Below are 17,172 nucleotides of genomic sequence, written 5' to 3' on the forward strand. Positions count from 1 at the left end.
GACTATCGTGATGGGCATCGTCAACGTCACCCCCGACTCGTTCTCCGACGGGGGACAGCACGCCACGACGGCTGCCGCGGTGGCCCACGGCCGCCTGCTGGCCTCCCAGGGTGCTGGCATCATCGACGTCGGCGGCGAGTCCACCCGTCCCGGTGCCGCGCGCGTGCCGGAGAGCGAGGAGCTGGAGCGCGTCGTCCCCGTGGTCGCGGCCCTGGCGGCTGACGGCATCACCTGCTCCGTGGACACGATGCGCGTCACTGTCGCCGAGGCCGCCGTCGCGGCGGGCGCCCAGATCGTCAATGACGTCTCCGGCGGGCTTGCTGATCCCGACATGCTGAGGACGGTCGCTGCTATGGGCGCCGACTACATTGCGATGCACTGGCGCGCCCACTCCGACGTCATGCAGCTGCACGCCGGCTACACCGACGTGGTGACCGAGGTGGCCGCGGAGCTGGCGGCTCGCCGTGATGCGGCCATGGCCGCGGGCATCGCGAGCGAGCGCATCATCCTGGATCCGGGCATCGGTTTCTCGAAGGAATCGGAGCACAACTGGCAGCTGCTGCGTGCCCTGGAGGTCTTCCAAGGCCTGGGGCACCGTCTTCTGGTGGGGGCCAGCCGCAAGCGTTTCCTGGGGGAGCTGCTCGACGGTAGGCCGGCGGTGGGCCGTGACGCCGCGACCGCGGCAGTCACCACCTGGTGCGCGCTGCATGGCGTCTGGGCGGTACGCACCCACGAGGTGCCCGCGCAGTGCGATGCGGTCAGGGTTGGACGCCAGCTTACGCCCGAATCCCTGGGATCATAACCAGGCAGTTCCCGCCGTAGGAGTGGCGCCCAGGACCCGGTATCCTCGGGTCAATGCGGTCGTGAGGAGGTGAAGGCGTGGATGCCATCAACATCACTGGTCTGGTAGCGACCGGTTTCCATGGCGTGTTCCCCGAGGAACGGGTCGAGGGTCAGCGTTTCGTTGTGGATGCCGAGCTCCTGCTGCCACTGGACACCCAGTCCGATGACCTGGCGAATACGGTGAACTACGCCGAGATCGCCGGCATGATCCGCACGGAGGTCGAGGGTGAGCCCTGTCAGTTGATCGAGACCCTAGCCGGGAGGATCGCCGATCGATGTCTCTCCCATCCACTGGTCCAGCAGGTTCGTGTGACGGTGCACAAACCGCAGGCTCCCGTGCCTCATGAAATATCAGATCTGTCAGTCACCATCACCAGGAGCAGCCATGAGCAACGGTCCTTTTGACATAGATGTCGACACCTTGGGAAACATGCGTCCCATCTCTAAGGTGGTTTTCTCCCTCGGGTCCAATATGGGTGATTCGCCGGCTCTTCTCGCCGAGGCCGTTGAGCTGCTCGCCGACACCCCCGACCTGATCATGGTCGATGTCTCTCCCGTCTATCAGACGCCATTCGCAGGAGAGGGACCAGAACAGGATGATTACCTCAACCTCGTGGTGGTGGCGGAGTCCACGCTGGAGCCGATGACCCTGCTGGACCGGGTTCTGGCCATTGAGGAGAGCCTTGGGCGGAAACGCGTGATCCCCAAGGGGCCGCGGACCATTGACATCGATATCGTCATGGTGGGTAAGCGAGTCAGTGAGGAGGATATCGAACTGCCTCATCCGCGAGCCTACGAGAGGGCGTTCGTGCTCGTCCCCTGGCTTGACGTCGACCCGGCGGCAGAGATCGCGGGGGCCGGGCCCATCGCGGAGCTGGTCAAACACGTCGACAAGACAGGCGTGGTCCGGCGTGACGACATCGTGATCGCAAACCCGGGGAAACGTTGACCCGACGTCCTGGGCTGGCCCCCACGACGGGACGCCAGATCGTTGTCGCCGCGCTCGCGGGGGCCGTGGTCGGCTGGATGATCCTGGGTGTCTTCGACCTCTTGAACGTCTTTCCGCCAGTGGTGCCGTGGACCGTCCCGGCTCTCCTGCTGCTCTTGGCGGCCTCGGCCTTCATCTACGCCCGCGCCCTGCCGAAGCGGCTGGAGCAGCGCCGCGTGCCCTCCGAGGAGGCGGTGCGGGCGATGGTGATGGCGAAATCCCTCATCATGACGGGAGCGCTGCTGGCCGGAGGGCACGCGGTCTATGTGGGGCGGTGGCTGTCGCTGATGGCCGCCGAGTTGCCGGCGGCGCGTGTCTGGAATGGCACGGCCACGATAGTCACCGCGGCGATCTGCGTGCTGGCCGGGTGGCTGTTGGAACGTGCCTGCATGATCGACGGCGACGGCGATGACACCGAGCCGGGTGAGGAGCGGGAAGCCCCCGAGGCGGCATGATCCCATTCCCAGGCCGGCGGCTCGGCAGGCACGAGACACGGCACTGGCGTGGCGGATGGGCTCCTCTCGTTCACAAGATCTCTTACGTCCAAAACTTCGATTTTCGGCGTTTTGCTGCAAAAACGCCGGTTTAGCTGGTTTAATCTGTCGACATGTCAGGTCGTCACGTTGCGAAGTCTTCCTCCGAGCGTTCCATCGCCATTGGCATCCTCTCCATAGGGTCCCTGGCGGTTCTCGGATCGCTGTTGGGCGGTATCTGGGTAGTTCGCGCCGGTGCCGTCGTAGCCGTGGTGATGGCGGTGGTCGCCGTCTCTGTGGCCTGGATGGAGTTGAAACGCGAACGCGAGGAGCATCGAGAGGAGATTAAGCGGCAGGTCGCCATCCGCGTCGAGCAGGCCGAGCGCCATCACGCGGAGTCCATCGCGATGATTGACCGCTTCAATGAGCGCGCGCAGAACCTCAAGTCGATGATCGCGAAGCTGCGTCGTCAGCTTGGCGCTGCCAACTCGGAGCTCAGCACCATGCGGGGTAACTCCGCGTGGCTGCGTGGTGAGGTCGCCGAGCGGCAGTCCCGCATCGACGCGCTGGAGGCGAAGATCGCAGAGCTTGAGGAGCGTCTCGTCGCCGAGGAAGAGGCCAGGCAGGAAATCGAGCAGGAGATCGAGGAGTCCAGCAACATTGTGGAGCTGCCTCGTTACGCCAAGGGCGAGGAAGCCATCGAGCTGTGGATCAGCGACGACGAGCACCCCACCATGGTGGACCTCGCAAAGCTCAACATGGCGCACTACGACGAGCCAGTGCGCAAGGAAGCCTGACAGACCTCCACAGCCCCAGACTGGGGCGAACACCCTGTACGTCCAGATCCCCGGTTGCAGAGCCCGAAAGGGCCGCCGCAGCCGGGGATCTGGCTTTGCCTCCTTATTATCCGCATTGCTTTCGCCCTGGGTCTTTGCCAGCCGTCCGGATGCCATGGCGGCAGCTGTGGGTGAGACGACATCTCCGGGGCATTCCCTGATGCCTGGTGGGCCGCTGGTGGCCCTGTAGCGCCCCACATCGCTTTTCCTCACAAACCCGTGACGTTTCGGGCACAGGGGCTGGGAGGCTTCTTTCCGGGTTTCCTGGGCGGTTGTGACGCCGGGGCTGGGCGGACAGCGCTGAGGGCCTGTCTGCGGCCTCCAGCCTGCCTAGGGCTTAACCGACCCCCAAGGTCCTTTGAATGTGCATCAAGCCCGTCTGTAGGCTCCAGGCTGCCTTTCTACGGCCTGGGGCCCGTAGACCTGCGTCTCAGGTGCGGCTGGCGTCCTGTAACGCAGCACAATCGGTCCAGATCACCGGCGCATGGCCTCTCTGGACAGCTTCCTCACATGTGGCGTCTGTGGAGTCGATGACCCCCAGCGTGCCATCGAGAATGAGAACTCTGTCCTGGTATCACTGGGCCTAAATCAATGTGGCAAAGCATGCCAAAGAGGACGATGCCAGGGTCTGGCGGCTGGCGTATCAATGCCGCGGGCTGCTCGATGACAAGAGGAATGATCACTTTGCCCGTGGACTTGCAAACCGGCTCGGCGTTCCCTAAAAGCAGTTGCTGAGTGGCAGCTGAGTGCACCGGAGATCCTCTCCTCACATCGATGAAGCCATCCTCTTGAATGGGCGTGTCGTCCAAACGGCCAATCTTTCTTGTCGTCCAAAAGGCTAACAAGCCTGTCCATGAAGGGTGTTCAGCCTTATCTGTAAGGGCTCATGCGCAGGAAGCGATATTGCGTCGATGCGGAATCGGCATTGATCGCGGTTCATATTCATCTTTGCTGATCTCCAGTTTGATGTATTGTTGCTCACGTCCCAGTCAAGCAACAGACTTGTGTAAGTTTTAGATGAACAGGAGTTCCCATGGCTCGTGAGGTCCAGATCTTCCTCAAGGACGATATCGACGGTTCCGTCGCGGACCGCAATGTCACTTTCGCTCTCGATGGCACCGAGTACGAAATCGACTTGAGCGAAGCCAACATCGACAAGCTGGTCAAGGGCCTTGAGCCCTGGATCACCGCTGCCCGTCGCGTGCGCAACAGCTCTCGCACGGCTGCTAAGGGCCGCGGCCGCCGTCGCGCCAACGAAGGCCCCTCAACCAATGATGTGCGCGTGTGGGCGCGTGAGCAGGGTCACGAGGTCAGTGACCGAGGCCGTATTCCCACCGCAATCATGGCTGCTTATGAGGCTGCCCACTGATTTGCGTCATCGGCTCTGATTGGGGGATGGGTCGAATAGACAACTGCCGTGCCAGTTGGAACGAAGCCTGGAAGGGCGGGAGCTACAGCTCCCGCCCTCTTCGGTGTTTAAGAGATTCCGGCTCAGGGGCCGCTGTCCTGGAGAATCCTGGTAGGAGCGGCGGTCAAATGAACTGTCTCCTGGGACCACCTGGTTTTGCCGGACGCTCCGAGCGCGTAACCACTATGGGCCTTCCCCACTCGATGCGGTGGTGAGGCGGAAGCCGCCGCAGAACCCTACCCCCTTATTGGCTTAATCCCTGAGGGATGCTTTATCTTTATCGCTGGCTTTTAATGCCTGTTGATGTGTGGGACGAGCCAGCCTGGGTGGTCTACCGGTATCCGATCTCTGAAAGGCCTGAGGATGCTCGGTCATGGCCGTCAGGATTGCAGAGCTGTCACACCGGCGAATAGGAGATGGCGCAGACTGGCTGATTGCCAGTGCCACTCCTGCGCAAGGCGGCTGCCCGTCTCGCTGGATGGCCCGGCTCTTCCGGCCCAGGCCTGGCTGAGAGTCCCCGGCGCGACGTCCTGGCCTGGGTCCTGGGCAGGGCGTGACGTGGCTCGCCGCCCGGGATTGTGGGAAGGGACTTGGGTAAGCCTCTAAGCTGGTATGAGCGGAGTCGACGCAATGTTGTCGTGCACCGCAGGAGGAGATAAAGAATGTTCGAACGCTTCACTGATCGCGCCCGCCGCGTCATCGTGCTGGCGCAGGATGAGGCCAAGCTGTTAAACCACAACTACATCGGAACGGAACACCTGCTGCTCGGCCTCATCCATGAGGGCGAGGGTGTGGCTGCCAAGGCGCTGGAACAGATGGGAATCTCCCTACAGGCCGCGCGTGAGCAGGTGGTCGAGATCATGGGCCAGGGCCAGCAGGTGCCTTCCGGTCACATCCCGTTCTCGCCGCGCGCCAAACGCGTGCTGGAGCTTTCACTGCGGGAGGCCCTGCAGATGAACCACAACTACATCGGCACCGAGCACATCCTGCTCGGGCTGGTGCGGGAGGGCGAGGGGGTGGCCGCCCAGGTACTCCTGAAGCTCGGTGCCGACCTCGGCCGAGTGCGCTCCACCGTCATCCAGCTGCTTGCCGGGTACCAGGGCAAGGAGGCGTCCATGGCGGGCGCCCCGGAGGCCGGGCCGGAGAAGTCCAGCTCCCAGGTGCTCGACCAGTTCGGCCGTAACCTCACCCAGGCTGCTCGCGAGAACCGCCTGGACCCGGTGATCGGCCGCGTCAGCGAGATCGAGCGGGTCATGACGGTGCTCAGCCGCCGTACCAAGAACAACCCGGTGCTGATCGGCGAGCCGGGTGTCGGCAAGACCGCCGTCGTCGAGGGCCTGAGCCAGGCCATCGTCCGCGGCGACGTCCCGGAGACCCTGCGCGACAAGCAGATCTACACCCTCGACCTGGGGGCGCTGGTGGCAGGTTCCCGGTACCGCGGTGACTTCGAGGAGCGCCTGAAGAAGGTCCTCAAGGAGATCAAGACCCGCGGTGACATCATGCTCTTCATCGACGAGATCCACACCCTCGTCGGTGCCGGCGCAGCCGAGGGGGCCATCGACGCTGCCAGTATCCTCAAGCCCATGCTGGCCCGCGGCGAGCTGCAGACTATCGGCGCCACCACCCTCGACGAGTACCGCAAGCACATCGAGAAGGACGCCGCCCTGGAGCGCCGGTTCCAGCCGATCCAGGTGGCAGAGCCCTCCGTGGCGCTCACCATCGACATCCTCAAGGGTCTGCGCGACCGCTATGAGGCGCACCACCGGATCACCATCACTGACGAGGCCCTCGCGGCCGCGGCGACGATGGCAGACCGCTACATCCAGGACCGGTTCCTGCCCGACAAGGCCATCGACCTGATCGACGAGGCTGGGGCCCGGCTGCGCATCCAGCGGATGACCGCGCCACCGGACCTGCGGGAGTTCGACGAGCAGATCGCCAAGCTGAAGGTGGAGAAGGACGCCGCCATCGACGCCCAGGATTTCGAGACCGCTGCTCGCTTGCGTGATGACGTCACCCGCATCCAGGCACAGCGCGCGGAGAAGGAGGAGGCCTGGAAGCAGGGCGACTCCGACATCCCCGCCGTGGTAGGCGAGGAGGAGATCGCGGTCGTGCTCTCCGGCAGCACCGGCATCCCGGTGTTCAAGCTGACGGAGGAGGAGTCGGCGCGCCTGCTGCGCATGGAGCAGGAGCTTGGGAAGCGCTACATCGGGCAGGAAGACGCCGTCAAGGCCCTCGCCCGCTCGATCCGCCGCACCCGCGCCGGCCTGAAGGATCCGAAGCGCCCCTCCGGCTCCTTCATCTTCGCCGGGCCCTCGGGCGTCGGCAAGACGGAGCTCACCAAGGCGCTCACCGAGTTCCTGTTCGGGGACGAGGACGCGCTGATCACCCTCGACATGAGCGAGTACTCCGAGAAGCACACCGCTTCTAGGATGTTCGGCTCCCCGCCCGGGTACGTCGGGTACGAGGAGGGTGGCCAGCTCACCGAGAAGGTGCGCCGCAAGCCGTTCTCCGTCGTGCTCTTCGACGAGATCGAGAAGGCGCACCCCGACATCTTCAACTCGCTGCTGCAGATCCTCGACGAGGGACGTCTCACCGACGCCCAGGGCCGGGTGGTGGACTTCAAGAACACCGTCATCGTGATGACCACCAACCTGGGGTCGCGTGACATCAGCAAGGGCGTCAACCTCGGCTTCTCGCGGGCCGGGGACGAGGCCTCCAGCTACGAGAAGATGAAGGCGAAGGTCTCCGACGAGCTAAAGCAGCACTTCCGTCCTGAGTTCCTGAACCGCGTCGACGAGATCGTCGTGTTCCACCAGCTCACGCAGTCCGACATCGAGCAGATCGTGGACCTGATGGTGGCGCAGATCGAGACCCGCCTGGCGGACCGGGACATGGGCATCGAGCTGACCCCGGCTGCGAAGACCCTCATCGCCAAGCGCGGCTTCGACCCGGTGCTCGGAGCCCGGCCGTTGCGTCGCGCTATCCAGCGCGACATTGAGGACGTGCTCGCCGAGAAAATCCTCTTCGGTGAGCTGGCCGCAGGTCAGATCGTCCAGGTCGACGCCGCCGAGGAGGGTGCTGAGCTGCCGTTCAAGTTCACAGGGGTCGCGAAGACTCCCGCTGAGCTTCCGGCAACCGATCCCGTCGAGTGACCGGTCGCTGAGCGATCAGGCCCCGGCCTCCATCTTGGAGGCCGGGGCCTTTGCCTTTTCACGGTGTTGCGTGGTCTGTCCTGGGGTTGTCAGACGGGGGCCTGCGGGCGGGCGTAGGCGGCCTCGGTGATGCGCAGTAGGGCGTCACGGATCAGGCGTGCCCGTGCCGCACCGATGCCGTCTATCTGCTGTAGCTCCGAGACGGAGACGCTGAACAGCTCCTGCAGCGAGAACCGGTCGATCAGTTTCGTGACCAGGCCTTCCGGCAGGCGTCCCACGGAGATCAGCAGGCGTGCGCCGCGGCTGTGGACGGGGGCCTCAAGGTAGGGCGAGTCCCCGAACCCGATGCGTTCCGCCACGAGCTGGGAGCTGAGCAGCTCCTCGGCAGAGAGGCTGTGCAGCGGTTCCAGGGTGAAGTCGGCCGGGGTGGGGAGGTTGTGGGAGTAGTCGGTCGCCAGCTGGCCGTCCAGGCCGGTGAACTCGCCCACCAGCTCCGCGTGCTGCAGGGCGATGAGACGCCCCTCGACGCCGAGGGTGTCGATGTGGAACTGGGTTTCGGCTGACAGGCGCCTGGTCATCTCGAAACGCTGGGCGACGAGCACCAGGCTCCGGATCGTGACCTGCTCGCCGACCTCCAGGGCGTTGAACTGGTGGAGGATATCGCCCAAGCGGTCGACGAAACGCGCCAGCGTTGCCAGGGTCTGGTTGGCGCGGCTGATCATCTGGCCCGAGGTCTCCACCGGGTGCCGGTCGCCGTCCATGAAGAGCGAGATCGTGGACATCGACGCCGACACCGTCACAACCGGGACGCCGGAGGCCTGGGCGGTGCGGTCCGCTGAGCGGTGCCGGGTGCCGGTCTCGGCGGTGGGTAGGTCACCTGCCGGGACGAGGTGTACGCCGGCGGCGATGATGCGGCTGAGGTCGTTGGAGAGGATGATGGCGCCGTCGAGCTTTGCCAGCTCCCGCAGCGCCTGGGGCGTGAAATCTACGTTGAGCTGGAATCCGCCGGTGGAGACCTGCTGCACCTTCGCGTTGTTGCCAAGCACGACCAGTGCTCCTGTGCGGCCGTGCAGGATGCGGTCCAGGCCGGCGCGCAGTGGAGTGCCCGGCGCGAGGCGTCGCTGATACTGGCGGAGCCGGTCCCGCTTCATTTCCCTCCTGAGCGCTAGGTTTCGGAGCAAGTTTAGGTGCACCCGTGACAGTCGATAGGCCGTGGGGTCAGGCGCGCCTGAGACGTCGATTGTCTTCCGGTGCTTGGATGATGTTGTCAGATTCGTCCTGCCCGTCTAGTGTCCTGTTGGGTAGACTCGGGTCATGGCATCGGATACTGCAACTTTGATTCGAGACGCTCTTGCGCTCGATGTTGATCAGCGTGCGGTGGTCGCTAACGCGTTGCTCGGTAGCATCCACGGCGCCGGTGATGGGGCGAGTGAGGTTGATGATGCGTGGCGTGTCGAAGTGTCTAAGCGACTCGATGAGATGCGTTCTGGTGCGGTTGAGCTGATGGATGCTGAGGAGTTCTTCGCGCAGGTGCGTGCTTCCCTCACCGCATGAGGCTGGTTCAGCAGGTACACCCTGAGGCGGCCGCCGAGTTCAGAGCTGCCGTGGATTGGTATGAGAAACAAGAACCTGGGATTGGTCTGAGGTTCATTGACCGTACCTTGCAGGCCCGAGAAGATATCACCCAGTGGCCGGGCGCCGCAGGTCGAGGATGCCCAGCGCGTCGGCCAGGGTGTCGACCTCTACGACCTTCAGGCCGGCCAGCTTAGGCACCCTCACCGTGACATCCCGCGACCCGCGGGGCACCAGCGCCAGATCGAAGCCGAGCCGGGCTGCCTCCGCCAGGCGGCGCTCAGTGCCCGGGACGCGCCGCAGGTCCCCGGCCAGGCCCACCTCGCCGAGCGCCAGGAGGCGCTGCGGATGCTGCCGGTCCAGTGCAGCCGAGGCCACTGCGACCGCCACCGCCAGGTCGACCGACGGATCCGTCACCTTGGCTCCGCCGACGGTGGACGCATAGACATCTGACTGGCTGAGCGGCAGCCGGGCCTTGCGTTCCAGCACCGCCAGGACCATGGCGATGCGGGACGCGTCGAGGCCGTGGGTGGCGCGTTTCGGTGAGTTCCCAGGGGCCGGGGCGACGAGCGCCTGCACCTCCGCCAGCAGCGGGCGGCGGCCCTGGAGGGTCACGGTGACGCACGTGCCGGGCACGGGGGTGGAATGGACGGTGGTGAACAGGCCGGAGGGATCCGGCACCTCGACGATGCCGCTTTCGCTCATCTCGAAGCAGCCCACCTCGTCGGCCGGGCCGAAGCGGTTTTTCGTGGCCCGCACCATGCGGAAGCCGGAGTGGCGGTCTCCCTCGAAGCTGAGCACGACGTCGACCAGATGCTCCATGGTCCGCGGCCCGGCGATGGAGCCGTCCTTCGTCACGTGCCCGACGATCAGCACCGCCAGGTTCCGGTTTTTCGCGACCCGGGCCAGCGCGCCGGTCACCTCCCGGACCTGCGCCGGCCCGCCGGGGGTGCCGTCGGCTCCGGACGCGGAGATCGTCTGGACCGAGTCGACGATCAGCAGCGACGGTGAGATCTCCTCCACGTGCCCCAGTACGGTCGCGAGGTCGTTCTCGCTGGCCAGGAACAGGTCATCGTGGACGGCACCGGTGCGTGCGGCACGCAGTTTCACCTGTGACGCCGACTCCTCCCCGGAGATGTACAGGGTGGTCTCGCCCGTGCCCGCCCACTTTGCCGCGACGTCGATCAGGAGCGTCGACTTGCCCACCCCCGGCTCACCGGCCAGCAGCACGACCGCCCCGGGTACCAGGCCGTCGCCCAGCACCCGGTCCAGCTCCTCGATGCCGGTGCGTTTGCGGCGGGCATCATCGGTGGGGACCTGCGAGATGCGCTGGGCTGACCGCGACGGGGTGGCGGCTGTCACCTTCGCCAGCTTCGGGGCACCCCGCTCCACGACACTGCCCCACGCCTGGCATTCGCCACAGCGGCCCACCCAGCGGGCTGTGGTCCAGCCGCACTCGGTGCACTGGAAGGAATCCTGTTTGGCCATGCCGCGGAGTCTATGGGGCAGTGCCGACAAAACCAGCGCACCGGGCTCAGCGTCAGATGACGACGGTGCCCTTTTCCGGCGACTCGAACGTCACCTGGGTGATGCCCGGATGGCCGTTGGGGGCGATCAGCTGCAGCTGCACCCCGTCGAGCCGGTCCGCGACAGGGACCCCCAGCCACTCGGACAGGCGCTCCGCGGAGCCGGAGATCTGGATCTGCGCCAGGCGCAAGTCGGAGACCAGGGCGGTGGGGCGCAGCAGCGCCTCCGAGATCCACTGCAGGAAGAACGGGAGTTGTGGGTCCGCCATCAGGCCCTTCATCCCCAGCTGGCACCACTCCAGGTGCCGGCCGTCGGGAAACTGCCGGGAACCGGGAGCGGCGGGGCGTTCCAGCCGCGTCTCGAAGGGCGTGATGTCATCGACGCTGACAGCCCAGCCCAGCCAGCCACCGCCCATCTCGGAGCGGGCACGCACCGCCTGCCCGAAGGGGGCCTTCTCGGCGGCGGGATGGTCGAGGACCTCGACGACCTCGAGATAGCGGGCATCCGCGAGCGGAATGATGTGGTTCCGGGTCCCGAAACGCGGGTGGAAACCACCCTCCCTGAAGCTGGTCCCCAGTCTTTCTGCCAGGTGGGCGGCATCGGCGTTGATGCCCTGCGGTCCACTGGCGAAGATGATGTGGTCGACATGCATGCCCTCATTCTGCCTTTCCGGTATGCCGTGTCCCAATCGGGGGCGCGTCCCGCCGGGGGAAGGGCTGTTGAGGGGAATAGGCCGGTGCGGGCCGCCTCAGTGATCAGCACTGGCCGTCCTACCGGCCGGCCTTTTCGCACCGCCGGGCCGCGGTGCTTACGCGGTGGGCGCTAGGGTTGGGGCCGTGCCTGATCCTGCGATCCTGCTCTCCACCACCTCGGTCTACCCCGACACCACGGCCAGCGCCTTCGACTACGCAGCTGAACTGGGGTTCGACGGGGTGGAGCTGATGGTCGGCGTCGACCAGGTCAGCCTCGACATCGAGGCGATCATGGCGCTCAGCGACCGCTACGGGGTCCCGGTGCGGTCCCTCCACGCCCCGACGCTGCTGATCACGCAGCGAGCCTGGGGCAGCGACCCATGGGAGAAGCTGAGGCGCTCCGCCGAGGCAGCGAAACGCCTGGGCGCCGACGTCGTCGTGGTGCATCCGCCCTTCCGGTGGCAGCGCAGCTATGGCAACGGGTTCGTCAGGGGCATCCGCGACCTGAACCGCACCTCGGGGGTGACGTTCGCCGTCGAGAACATGTACCCGTGGCGCACCCCGGCGGGGTCGCTGGCGGCCTACTCGCCCGGCTGGGATCCAACCGGCCTCGACTACGACCACCTCACCCTCGACCTCAGCCACGCCTCCACAGCCCAGCTAAGGTCCCTCGACCTGGTGGAGCTGTGGGGCGATCGCCTGACCCACGTCCACCTGACCGACGGGAAGGGCTCGTTCAAGGACGACCACCTGCTTCCCGGTGAGGGCGACCAGGAGGCCTGGGCGGTGGTGCGGGAGCTGGCGCGTCGCGGCTACGAGGGACACATCGTGCTGGAGGCCTCCACCACGAGGGCGAGGACCGGCGGAGAGCGGGCCGCGCTGCTGGGGGAGGTGCTCGACGGCATCAGGGAGAACCTGATTGCCGGCAGCCAGGCGCTGGGGAGGAGCTGAGATGCGGCGTTCAGGAGACTGGGTGCGCTGGCTCGTCCACGGGTCCTGGGTGGCGCGCCGCGCTGCCGACGACCAGTCGGTCTGGGAGCTGGCGAACAACTACGTGGCCGGCAAGGAGGTGGGCGACGCCGTCGCCGTTGCCTCCAGGCTGCGCCGGCAGGGCCTGGAGGTGGGGTTCTCGCACCTGTCGAGTCACAACCTGGAGGAGGACACGCTTGCCGTCTTCGACGAGCTCCTGGAGCAGCTTGACGCCGCGGCACCGGGCACTGAGATCGCGGTCAAACCGTCGTCGCTGAGGCTTCGGGAATCGGCCGTGCAGGCGAGGGAGGCGCTGCGGGAGCTGTGCGGCGTGGCGCAGCGGCGTGGCGCGCACGTGACCCTGGAGATGCAGTGGCCCGCCGACTACGACGACGTGATGGAGCTCTACCGGGCAGTCCGGAAGGACTATCCACAGCTTGGGATCACGCTGCCGGCGAATCTGCTGCGGGTGGAGACCGAGTGCAGACGGCTTGGCGCAGAGGCGGCGCGGGTGCGGTTGTGCGTCGGCTCCTACCCGGCGGGGCAGGCGATAGGGCACGTGACCGAACAGGACAAGGCCCTGGCGCTGGTGCGGTGCCTGCGGATCCTGATGGAGTCCCCGGCCTATCCGATGCTCGCCACCCACGACCCCCGGATCATCGAGATCGCGCAGGAGCTGGCGCTGCGCAATGGCCGTGGGCCGGAGTCGTATGAGTTCCAGATGTTCTATGGGGTGCGCCCACTGGAGCAGCGGCGGCTCGCGGACATCGGGCTGCGGTGCCGCACCTACGTTCCCTTCGGCCCGGGCTGGTACGGCTACCTCGCGTTGCGTATGGCCGCCCGGCCGCGCATCCTGCTGAGCTACGCGCGAGCGCTCTTGGACAAGCGCTGACCCGGCTGCTCAGGGCTTCCGGGATAGACCTGCGGCACGCGTCACTAGACTCACCCCGTGAGCGATGCCGGGATTCAGCTGCCTGCGGGGGAGACCGCGCGACGACTTCGTATCGAGATGCTCGTGGTACTGGGGCTTTCGCTGGGCCGGTCGGCGGTCTATTCGGTGTTGTCGCTGGCCGACAAACTCACCAAGGAGGTGCCGCTGGCGCAGCAGACGACGTCTATCAACACCTCAGCCACCCCGGAACGTCCCTGGCTGGACCTGGCGTACCAGCTGGCGAACCTGGTCTTCCCGCTGATGCCGGTGGCGCTGGTGTTCTACCTGATGTGGGTCTGGCAGCGACCCCATGGCGGTCCGTTCCGCCGCATGGGGTTCGACCTGCGGCGTCCCGGCTTTGACCTGGGCGTCGGCTCCCTGGTGTTCGCCGGCATCGGGGCCGGCGGCATCCTGCTGTATCTGGCGGCCCGCGAGCTGGGATTCAACACCACCGTGGCCGCCGCGAACCTGGCTGAGGCCTGGTGGACCATCCCGGTCCTAGTCCTGCGGGCCGTCATGAACGGCGTGCTGGAGGAGGTCGTGATGGTGGGCTATCTGTTCACCCGCTGGCGTCAGGCCGGCGGCAGGACCGCCACGGTGCTCGTCGGCAGCGCCCTGATCCGGGGCGCCTACCACCTCTATCAGGGCTTCGGCGGGTTCGCCGGCAACCTCATCATGGGGCTGCTGTTCGGGTGGCTCTATCTGCGGACCAAACGGGTGATGCCTCTGGTGGTGGTGCACAGCCTCCTGGACATCGCCGCCTTCGTCGGATACGCCCTTCTCAAACCGCATCTGTCCTGGCTGTAGCGATCCATCACGCGACACTAGGATTGGCTTCATGCGAGTTGGAGTTTTTGGAGCCACCGGGCAGGTCGGCGGCGTGATGCGCAGGCTGCTTGCTGAGCGTAACTATCCCGTCGACGAGATCCGCTACTTCGCCTCTGAACGTTCCGCGGGCAAGAGGCTGCCGTGGGGTGAGAACGAGGTGGTCGTCGAGGACATCGCTAAGGCCGACTTCCACGGCCTCGACGTGGCCCTGTTCTCCGCGGGCGGCGGCACCTCCAAGACCTGGGCTTCCAAGGTCGCCGAGGCCGGCGCCACCGTCGTCGACAACTCGTCGGCCTGGCGCATGGATCAGCGCGTCCCGCTCATCGTCTCCGAGGTCAACCCGGAGGACGCCGGCAGGGCGGAGATCGGCATCATCGCCAACCCCAACTGCACGACCATGGCCGCCATGCCCGTGCTCAAGCCCCTGCACGACACGGCGGGGCTGGAGGCCTTGCAGATCACCACCTTCCAGGCCGTCTCGGGCTCCGGCATCGCGGGGGTGCGCGCCCTCGCGGAGCAGATCGGGCAGATCGACGACCCGCAGGAGCTCGCCCACGACGGATCCGTCTTCCAGCCCGCGGACCTGGGCCCCTACGTCAAACCCATCGCCTACAACGCCCTGCCGCTGGCGGGCTCCATCGTCGACGACGGCGAGGGTGAGACCGACGAGGAGAAGAAGCTGCGCAACGAGTCGCGGAAGATCCTCCACATCCCGGGGTTGCTGGTGGCCGGCACCTGCGTCCGGGTCCCCGTCTTCTCCGGGCACTCCCTGAGCATCCACGCCCGGTTCTCCAGGCCGATCACCCCCGGCGAGGCACGCGCCGCACTGGACGGCGCCCCTGGGGTCGAGCTGTCCGACATCCCCACCCCCCTGGAGGCGGCCGGCAAGGATCCCAGCTATGTGGGTCGCATCCGGCAGGACCAGAGCGTCGAGGGCGGGACCGGGCTGGTGCTGTTCGTCAGCAACGACAACCTCCGCAAGGGTGCCGCGCTGAACGCTATCCAGATCGCGGAGCTGCTGGTCCAATGATCGCCGTCATCGGGGCCGGGGCCATAGGCGAGGCGCTTATGGCCGGATGGATCGCTGCGGGAACCCTGCCGGAGGAGATCGTCGCCGTCGACCGCGACGCCGAGCGCGCCGCGGCGCTTCTCGACCGGCACCAGGTGCGCTCCGTCAGCCTCGCGGAGGCCGCTGCTGCCGACGTCGTGGTGGTGGCTGTCAAGCCTCACTGCGTGGCGGAGGCACTGGCTGATCTCGCGCCCCACCTGTCCCCGGAGACGCTCATCGTCTCCGTCGCCGCCGGTGTGACGCTGGCCCGGCTTGCCGAGTCGCTGCCCGCGGGGCAGCCGGTGGTCCGGGTCATGCCGAACACTCCGGCCCTGGTGGGCAGGGGAGTGGCGGGGGTCGCATCCGGCCCGGCCGTTTCCCCGGGCCAGACCGCCCAGGTGGTCGGCATGATGGAGGCCGTCGGGATCTGCGTTGAGCTGCCCGAAAGCCAATTCGACGCCTTGACGGCCATCTCCGGTTCCGGCCCGGCCTACCTGTTCCTGGTGGCGGAGGCGATGATCGAGGCCGGGGTGCATCAGGGCCTTGGCCGGGACGTCGCCACGAAGCTGGTGAACGGCACTTTCGCTGGCGCAGCCGCCATGCTGGGCGAGGTGGACGTTTCAGCCACCGAGCTGCGCGAGCGCGTCACCTCGCCGGCCGGGACGACGGCCGCCGCCCTGCGGGTCCTTGACGAGCGTGGTGTGCGAGCGGCCTTCCTAGCTGCCGTCGAAGCCTGCGCCCAGCGCAGCTCCGAGCTCTAGCGCCTCCTGTGGACAGGTTTCTCGCGAGCCGGCCCAGAGGCTCACCTATCGTCTCGTTGAGGCTACCTGGATGCCGCTGACCTGAACATCGCTCCTCATCGTTGGGTCTCATTAGTTCTGGAAACCAGACTTTCGAGAAATGAAAAATTGATCAGTTTTTAACTGTGCATTTTCGCCAAGAAAACCGTGATATCCGGCACAATATTCCTTGTGTATTTGGACATCTCACACCTGCCCGAGCCTGGACTGCGTGTCACGGGAGTTCAACGCGAACGCGCCGCGACGATTCTCCGGGAGGCGGCCGCGGACGGGCGGATCCCGTTCGAGGAACTGGAGGTGCGGATGCCTGGCACGCTGGAGGCCGTCGTGCGCGCCGACCTCTACCGCGTGCTGGTCGACCTGGTGCCGGATGCTGAACTACCCCGGCTGGTAGCTGCCCCGATCCCCGACTCCAGAGAGCCCGGCATGCGCTGGGAGGACCCGCTGCTGATCCACACCGACTGGAAGGGCTACCGGAGGTGCGCTCCCTGGGACGTGCCGCCGTTCATCGAGCTGATCGGCGGCAGTCTGGGGAAGTTCTACCTGAACTTCGTGGGAACCAATCCGCTAGCGCCCGTGATCGATCTGGTGATTTCAGGTACCGCTGGCGTCACCCTGGTGGTACCCAAGGAGTGGGGGGCTGATCTCCAGCAGCTCAGCATCCAGCGCGGTGTGATAGGGGCGGAGATCACCTCGAAGGTCCCGACCCGCCTCCCCGCAGGCCAGGCCAGGCTGGTGGTCCGGGGCACCACGACAGGCAAGGTCCAGGTCAGGAACCCAACTGCCTGGGATAACCGGATTCAACACAGCCACGAGCGCAGAGAGGCCAGGAAATCCCGCCAGTAGGGACCAGCTGAGGTGATCCGCATGGATCTACCGGCTCTGGCCGCCGACAGTTGGCGCCGTGGTGGCGTGGCGCGATACCATGGGGAATCTGCCGGGATCGCCCCGGCAGATTCCCTGTACCCCGAACCGGGTCGGTTACCGAAAGGCGAGAAGTGGGCTCTGTCATCAAGAAGCGCCGCAAGCGCATGGCCAAGAAAAAGCATCGCAAGCTGCTGAAGCGCACCCGCATTCAGCGCCGCCGCGCCGGAAAGTGAGC

19 protein-coding genes are annotated in these 17,172 nt (G+C 66.2%); 16 read left to right on the top strand and 3 right to left on the bottom strand.

Annotated elements, in window-relative coordinates; all coding sequences use genetic code 11:
* The first annotated feature begins 10 nt into the window (after positions 1-10).
* From folP to SK1NUM_RS02375, 8 genes are all read left to right on the top strand, one after another.
* The gene (gene folP / locus SK1NUM_RS02345) at positions 11-802 is read left to right on the top strand and encodes a dihydropteroate synthase (RefSeq protein WP_212327406.1); all 792 of its coding nucleotides are present in this window, start codon (positions 11-13) and stop codon (positions 800-802) included.
* Between the two features lie 77 nt (positions 803-879).
* Positions 880-1,248 (top strand): dihydroneopterin aldolase, encoded by a 369-nt coding sequence (folB, locus tag SK1NUM_RS02350; protein ID WP_212324860.1) that lies wholly within the window; start codon positions 880-882, stop codon positions 1,246-1,248.
* On the top strand, positions 1,229-1,792 hold the full coding sequence (gene folK / locus SK1NUM_RS02355; protein WP_212324862.1) for a 2-amino-4-hydroxy-6-hydroxymethyldihydropteridine diphosphokinase: 564 nt from the start codon (positions 1,229-1,231) through the stop codon (positions 1,790-1,792). The genes folB and folK overlap by 20 nt, the downstream gene beginning before the upstream one ends.
* Positions 1,789-2,286: a DUF3180 domain-containing protein gene (locus tag SK1NUM_RS02360; protein WP_212324864.1), complete on the top strand. Its 498-nt coding sequence runs from the start codon at positions 1,789-1,791 to the stop codon at positions 2,284-2,286. Before folK ends, SK1NUM_RS02360 begins: the two co-directional genes overlap by 4 nt.
* Before the next feature lie 152 nt (positions 2,287-2,438).
* Entirely contained in the window at positions 2,439-3,101 is a 663-nt protein-coding gene (locus SK1NUM_RS02365; protein WP_212324865.1) for a hypothetical protein, read from the top strand.
* Positions 3,102-4,173: 1,072 nt separating this feature from the next.
* Positions 4,174-4,509, top strand: a complete 336-nt coding sequence (locus SK1NUM_RS02370) for a histone-like nucleoid-structuring protein Lsr2 (protein WP_212324867.1) — start codon at positions 4,174-4,176, stop codon at positions 4,507-4,509.
* Positions 4,510-4,982: 473 nt separating this feature from the next.
* Entirely contained in the window at positions 4,983-5,105 is a 123-nt protein-coding gene (locus SK1NUM_RS15150; protein WP_263407060.1) for a hypothetical protein, read from the top strand.
* 105 nt (positions 5,106-5,210) lie between these two features.
* Positions 5,211-7,703, top strand: a complete 2,493-nt coding sequence (locus SK1NUM_RS02375) for an ATP-dependent Clp protease ATP-binding subunit (RefSeq protein ID WP_212324875.1) — start codon at positions 5,211-5,213, stop codon at positions 7,701-7,703.
* 89 nt (positions 7,704-7,792) lie between these two features.
* On the opposite strand, the gene disA is transcribed toward SK1NUM_RS02375, so the two are convergent.
* On the bottom strand, positions 7,793-8,854 hold the full coding sequence (gene disA, locus SK1NUM_RS02380) for a DNA integrity scanning diadenylate cyclase DisA (protein WP_212324877.1): 1,062 nt from the start codon (positions 8,852-8,854) through the stop codon (positions 7,793-7,795).
* Positions 8,855-9,017: 163 nt separating this feature from the next.
* On the opposite strand from disA, the gene SK1NUM_RS02385 reads away from it, so the two are divergent.
* On the top strand, positions 9,018-9,257 hold the full coding sequence (locus tag SK1NUM_RS02385; protein ID WP_212324879.1) for an addiction module protein: 240 nt from the start codon (positions 9,018-9,020) through the stop codon (positions 9,255-9,257).
* Between the two features lie 126 nt (positions 9,258-9,383).
* Here the strand turns inward: SK1NUM_RS02385 and radA are convergent, their stop codons facing one another.
* Positions 9,384-10,763 (bottom strand): DNA repair protein RadA, encoded by a 1,380-nt coding sequence (gene radA / locus SK1NUM_RS02390; protein ID WP_212324881.1) that lies wholly within the window; start codon positions 10,761-10,763, stop codon positions 9,384-9,386.
* A gap of 52 nt (positions 10,764-10,815) precedes the next feature.
* Complete coding sequence (locus SK1NUM_RS02395; RefSeq protein WP_212324883.1) at positions 10,816-11,454, bottom strand: VOC family protein; 639 nt, start codon at positions 11,452-11,454, stop codon at positions 10,816-10,818.
* A gap of 184 nt (positions 11,455-11,638) precedes the next feature.
* On the opposite strand from SK1NUM_RS02395, the gene SK1NUM_RS02400 reads away from it, so the two are divergent.
* From SK1NUM_RS02400 to SK1NUM_RS02430, 7 genes are all read left to right on the top strand, one after another.
* Positions 11,639-12,445, top strand: coding sequence for a sugar phosphate isomerase/epimerase family protein (locus tag SK1NUM_RS02400; protein ID WP_212324885.1), 807 nt, complete (start codon positions 11,639-11,641; stop codon positions 12,443-12,445).
* Position 12,446: 1 nt separating this feature from the next.
* Complete coding sequence (locus tag SK1NUM_RS02405) at positions 12,447-13,355, top strand: proline dehydrogenase family protein (protein ID WP_212324887.1); 909 nt, start codon at positions 12,447-12,449, stop codon at positions 13,353-13,355.
* A 57-nt stretch (positions 13,356-13,412) separates the two neighbouring features.
* Positions 13,413-14,201 (top strand): CPBP family intramembrane glutamic endopeptidase, encoded by a 789-nt coding sequence (locus tag SK1NUM_RS02410; RefSeq protein ID WP_317988071.1) that lies wholly within the window; start codon positions 13,413-13,415, stop codon positions 14,199-14,201.
* Between the two features lie 22 nt (positions 14,202-14,223).
* The gene (locus SK1NUM_RS02415) at positions 14,224-15,252 is read left to right on the top strand and encodes an aspartate-semialdehyde dehydrogenase (protein WP_212327416.1); all 1,029 of its coding nucleotides are present in this window, start codon (positions 14,224-14,226) and stop codon (positions 15,250-15,252) included.
* On the top strand, positions 15,249-16,031 hold the full coding sequence (proC, locus tag SK1NUM_RS02420) for a pyrroline-5-carboxylate reductase (protein ID WP_212324889.1): 783 nt from the start codon (positions 15,249-15,251) through the stop codon (positions 16,029-16,031). Before SK1NUM_RS02415 ends, proC begins: the two co-directional genes overlap by 4 nt.
* 210 nt (positions 16,032-16,241) lie before the next feature.
* A complete protein-coding gene (locus SK1NUM_RS02425; protein ID WP_212324891.1) occupies positions 16,242-16,916 on the top strand; it encodes a DUF1707 SHOCT-like domain-containing protein in 675 nt (224 codons plus the stop codon).
* Positions 16,917-17,068: 152 nt separating this feature from the next.
* Positions 17,069-17,170 (top strand): 30S ribosomal protein bS22, encoded by a 102-nt coding sequence (locus SK1NUM_RS02430; RefSeq protein WP_042842924.1) that lies wholly within the window; start codon positions 17,069-17,071, stop codon positions 17,168-17,170.
* The last annotated feature ends 2 nt before the right edge of the window (positions 17,171-17,172 follow it).

Origin of the sequence: Arachnia rubra (assembly GCF_019973735.1) — a bacterium.
Classification (GTDB): domain Bacteria; phylum Actinomycetota; class Actinomycetes; order Propionibacteriales; family Propionibacteriaceae; genus Arachnia; species Arachnia rubra.

Excerpts from the sequence above, each read along its gene's own strand:
- folP (WP_212327406.1), top strand. The coding sequence starts at position 11 with ATGGGCATCGTCAACGTCACCCCCGACTCGTTCTCCGACGGGGGACAG.
- folK (WP_212324862.1), top strand. The coding sequence starts at position 1,229 with ATGAGCAACGGTCCTTTTGACATAGATGTCGACACCTTGGGAAACATG.
- SK1NUM_RS02365 (WP_212324865.1), top strand. The coding sequence starts at position 2,439 with ATGTCAGGTCGTCACGTTGCGAAGTCTTCCTCCGAGCGTTCCATCGCC.
- SK1NUM_RS02370 (WP_212324867.1), top strand. The coding sequence starts at position 4,174 with ATGGCTCGTGAGGTCCAGATCTTCCTCAAGGACGATATCGACGGTTCC.
- SK1NUM_RS02375 (WP_212324875.1), top strand. The coding sequence starts at position 5,211 with ATGTTCGAACGCTTCACTGATCGCGCCCGCCGCGTCATCGTGCTGGCG.
- disA (WP_212324877.1), bottom strand. The coding sequence starts at position 8,854 with ATGAAGCGGGACCGGCTCCGCCAGTATCAGCGACGCCTCGCGCCGGGC.
- SK1NUM_RS02385 (WP_212324879.1), top strand. The coding sequence starts at position 9,018 with ATGGCATCGGATACTGCAACTTTGATTCGAGACGCTCTTGCGCTCGAT.
- radA (WP_212324881.1), bottom strand. The coding sequence starts at position 10,763 with ATGGCCAAACAGGATTCCTTCCAGTGCACCGAGTGCGGCTGGACCACA.
- SK1NUM_RS02395 (WP_212324883.1), bottom strand. The coding sequence starts at position 11,454 with ATGCATGTCGACCACATCATCTTCGCCAGTGGACCGCAGGGCATCAAC.
- SK1NUM_RS02405 (WP_212324887.1), top strand. The coding sequence starts at position 12,447 with ATGCGGCGTTCAGGAGACTGGGTGCGCTGGCTCGTCCACGGGTCCTGG.
- proC (WP_212324889.1), top strand. The coding sequence starts at position 15,249 with ATGATCGCCGTCATCGGGGCCGGGGCCATAGGCGAGGCGCTTATGGCC.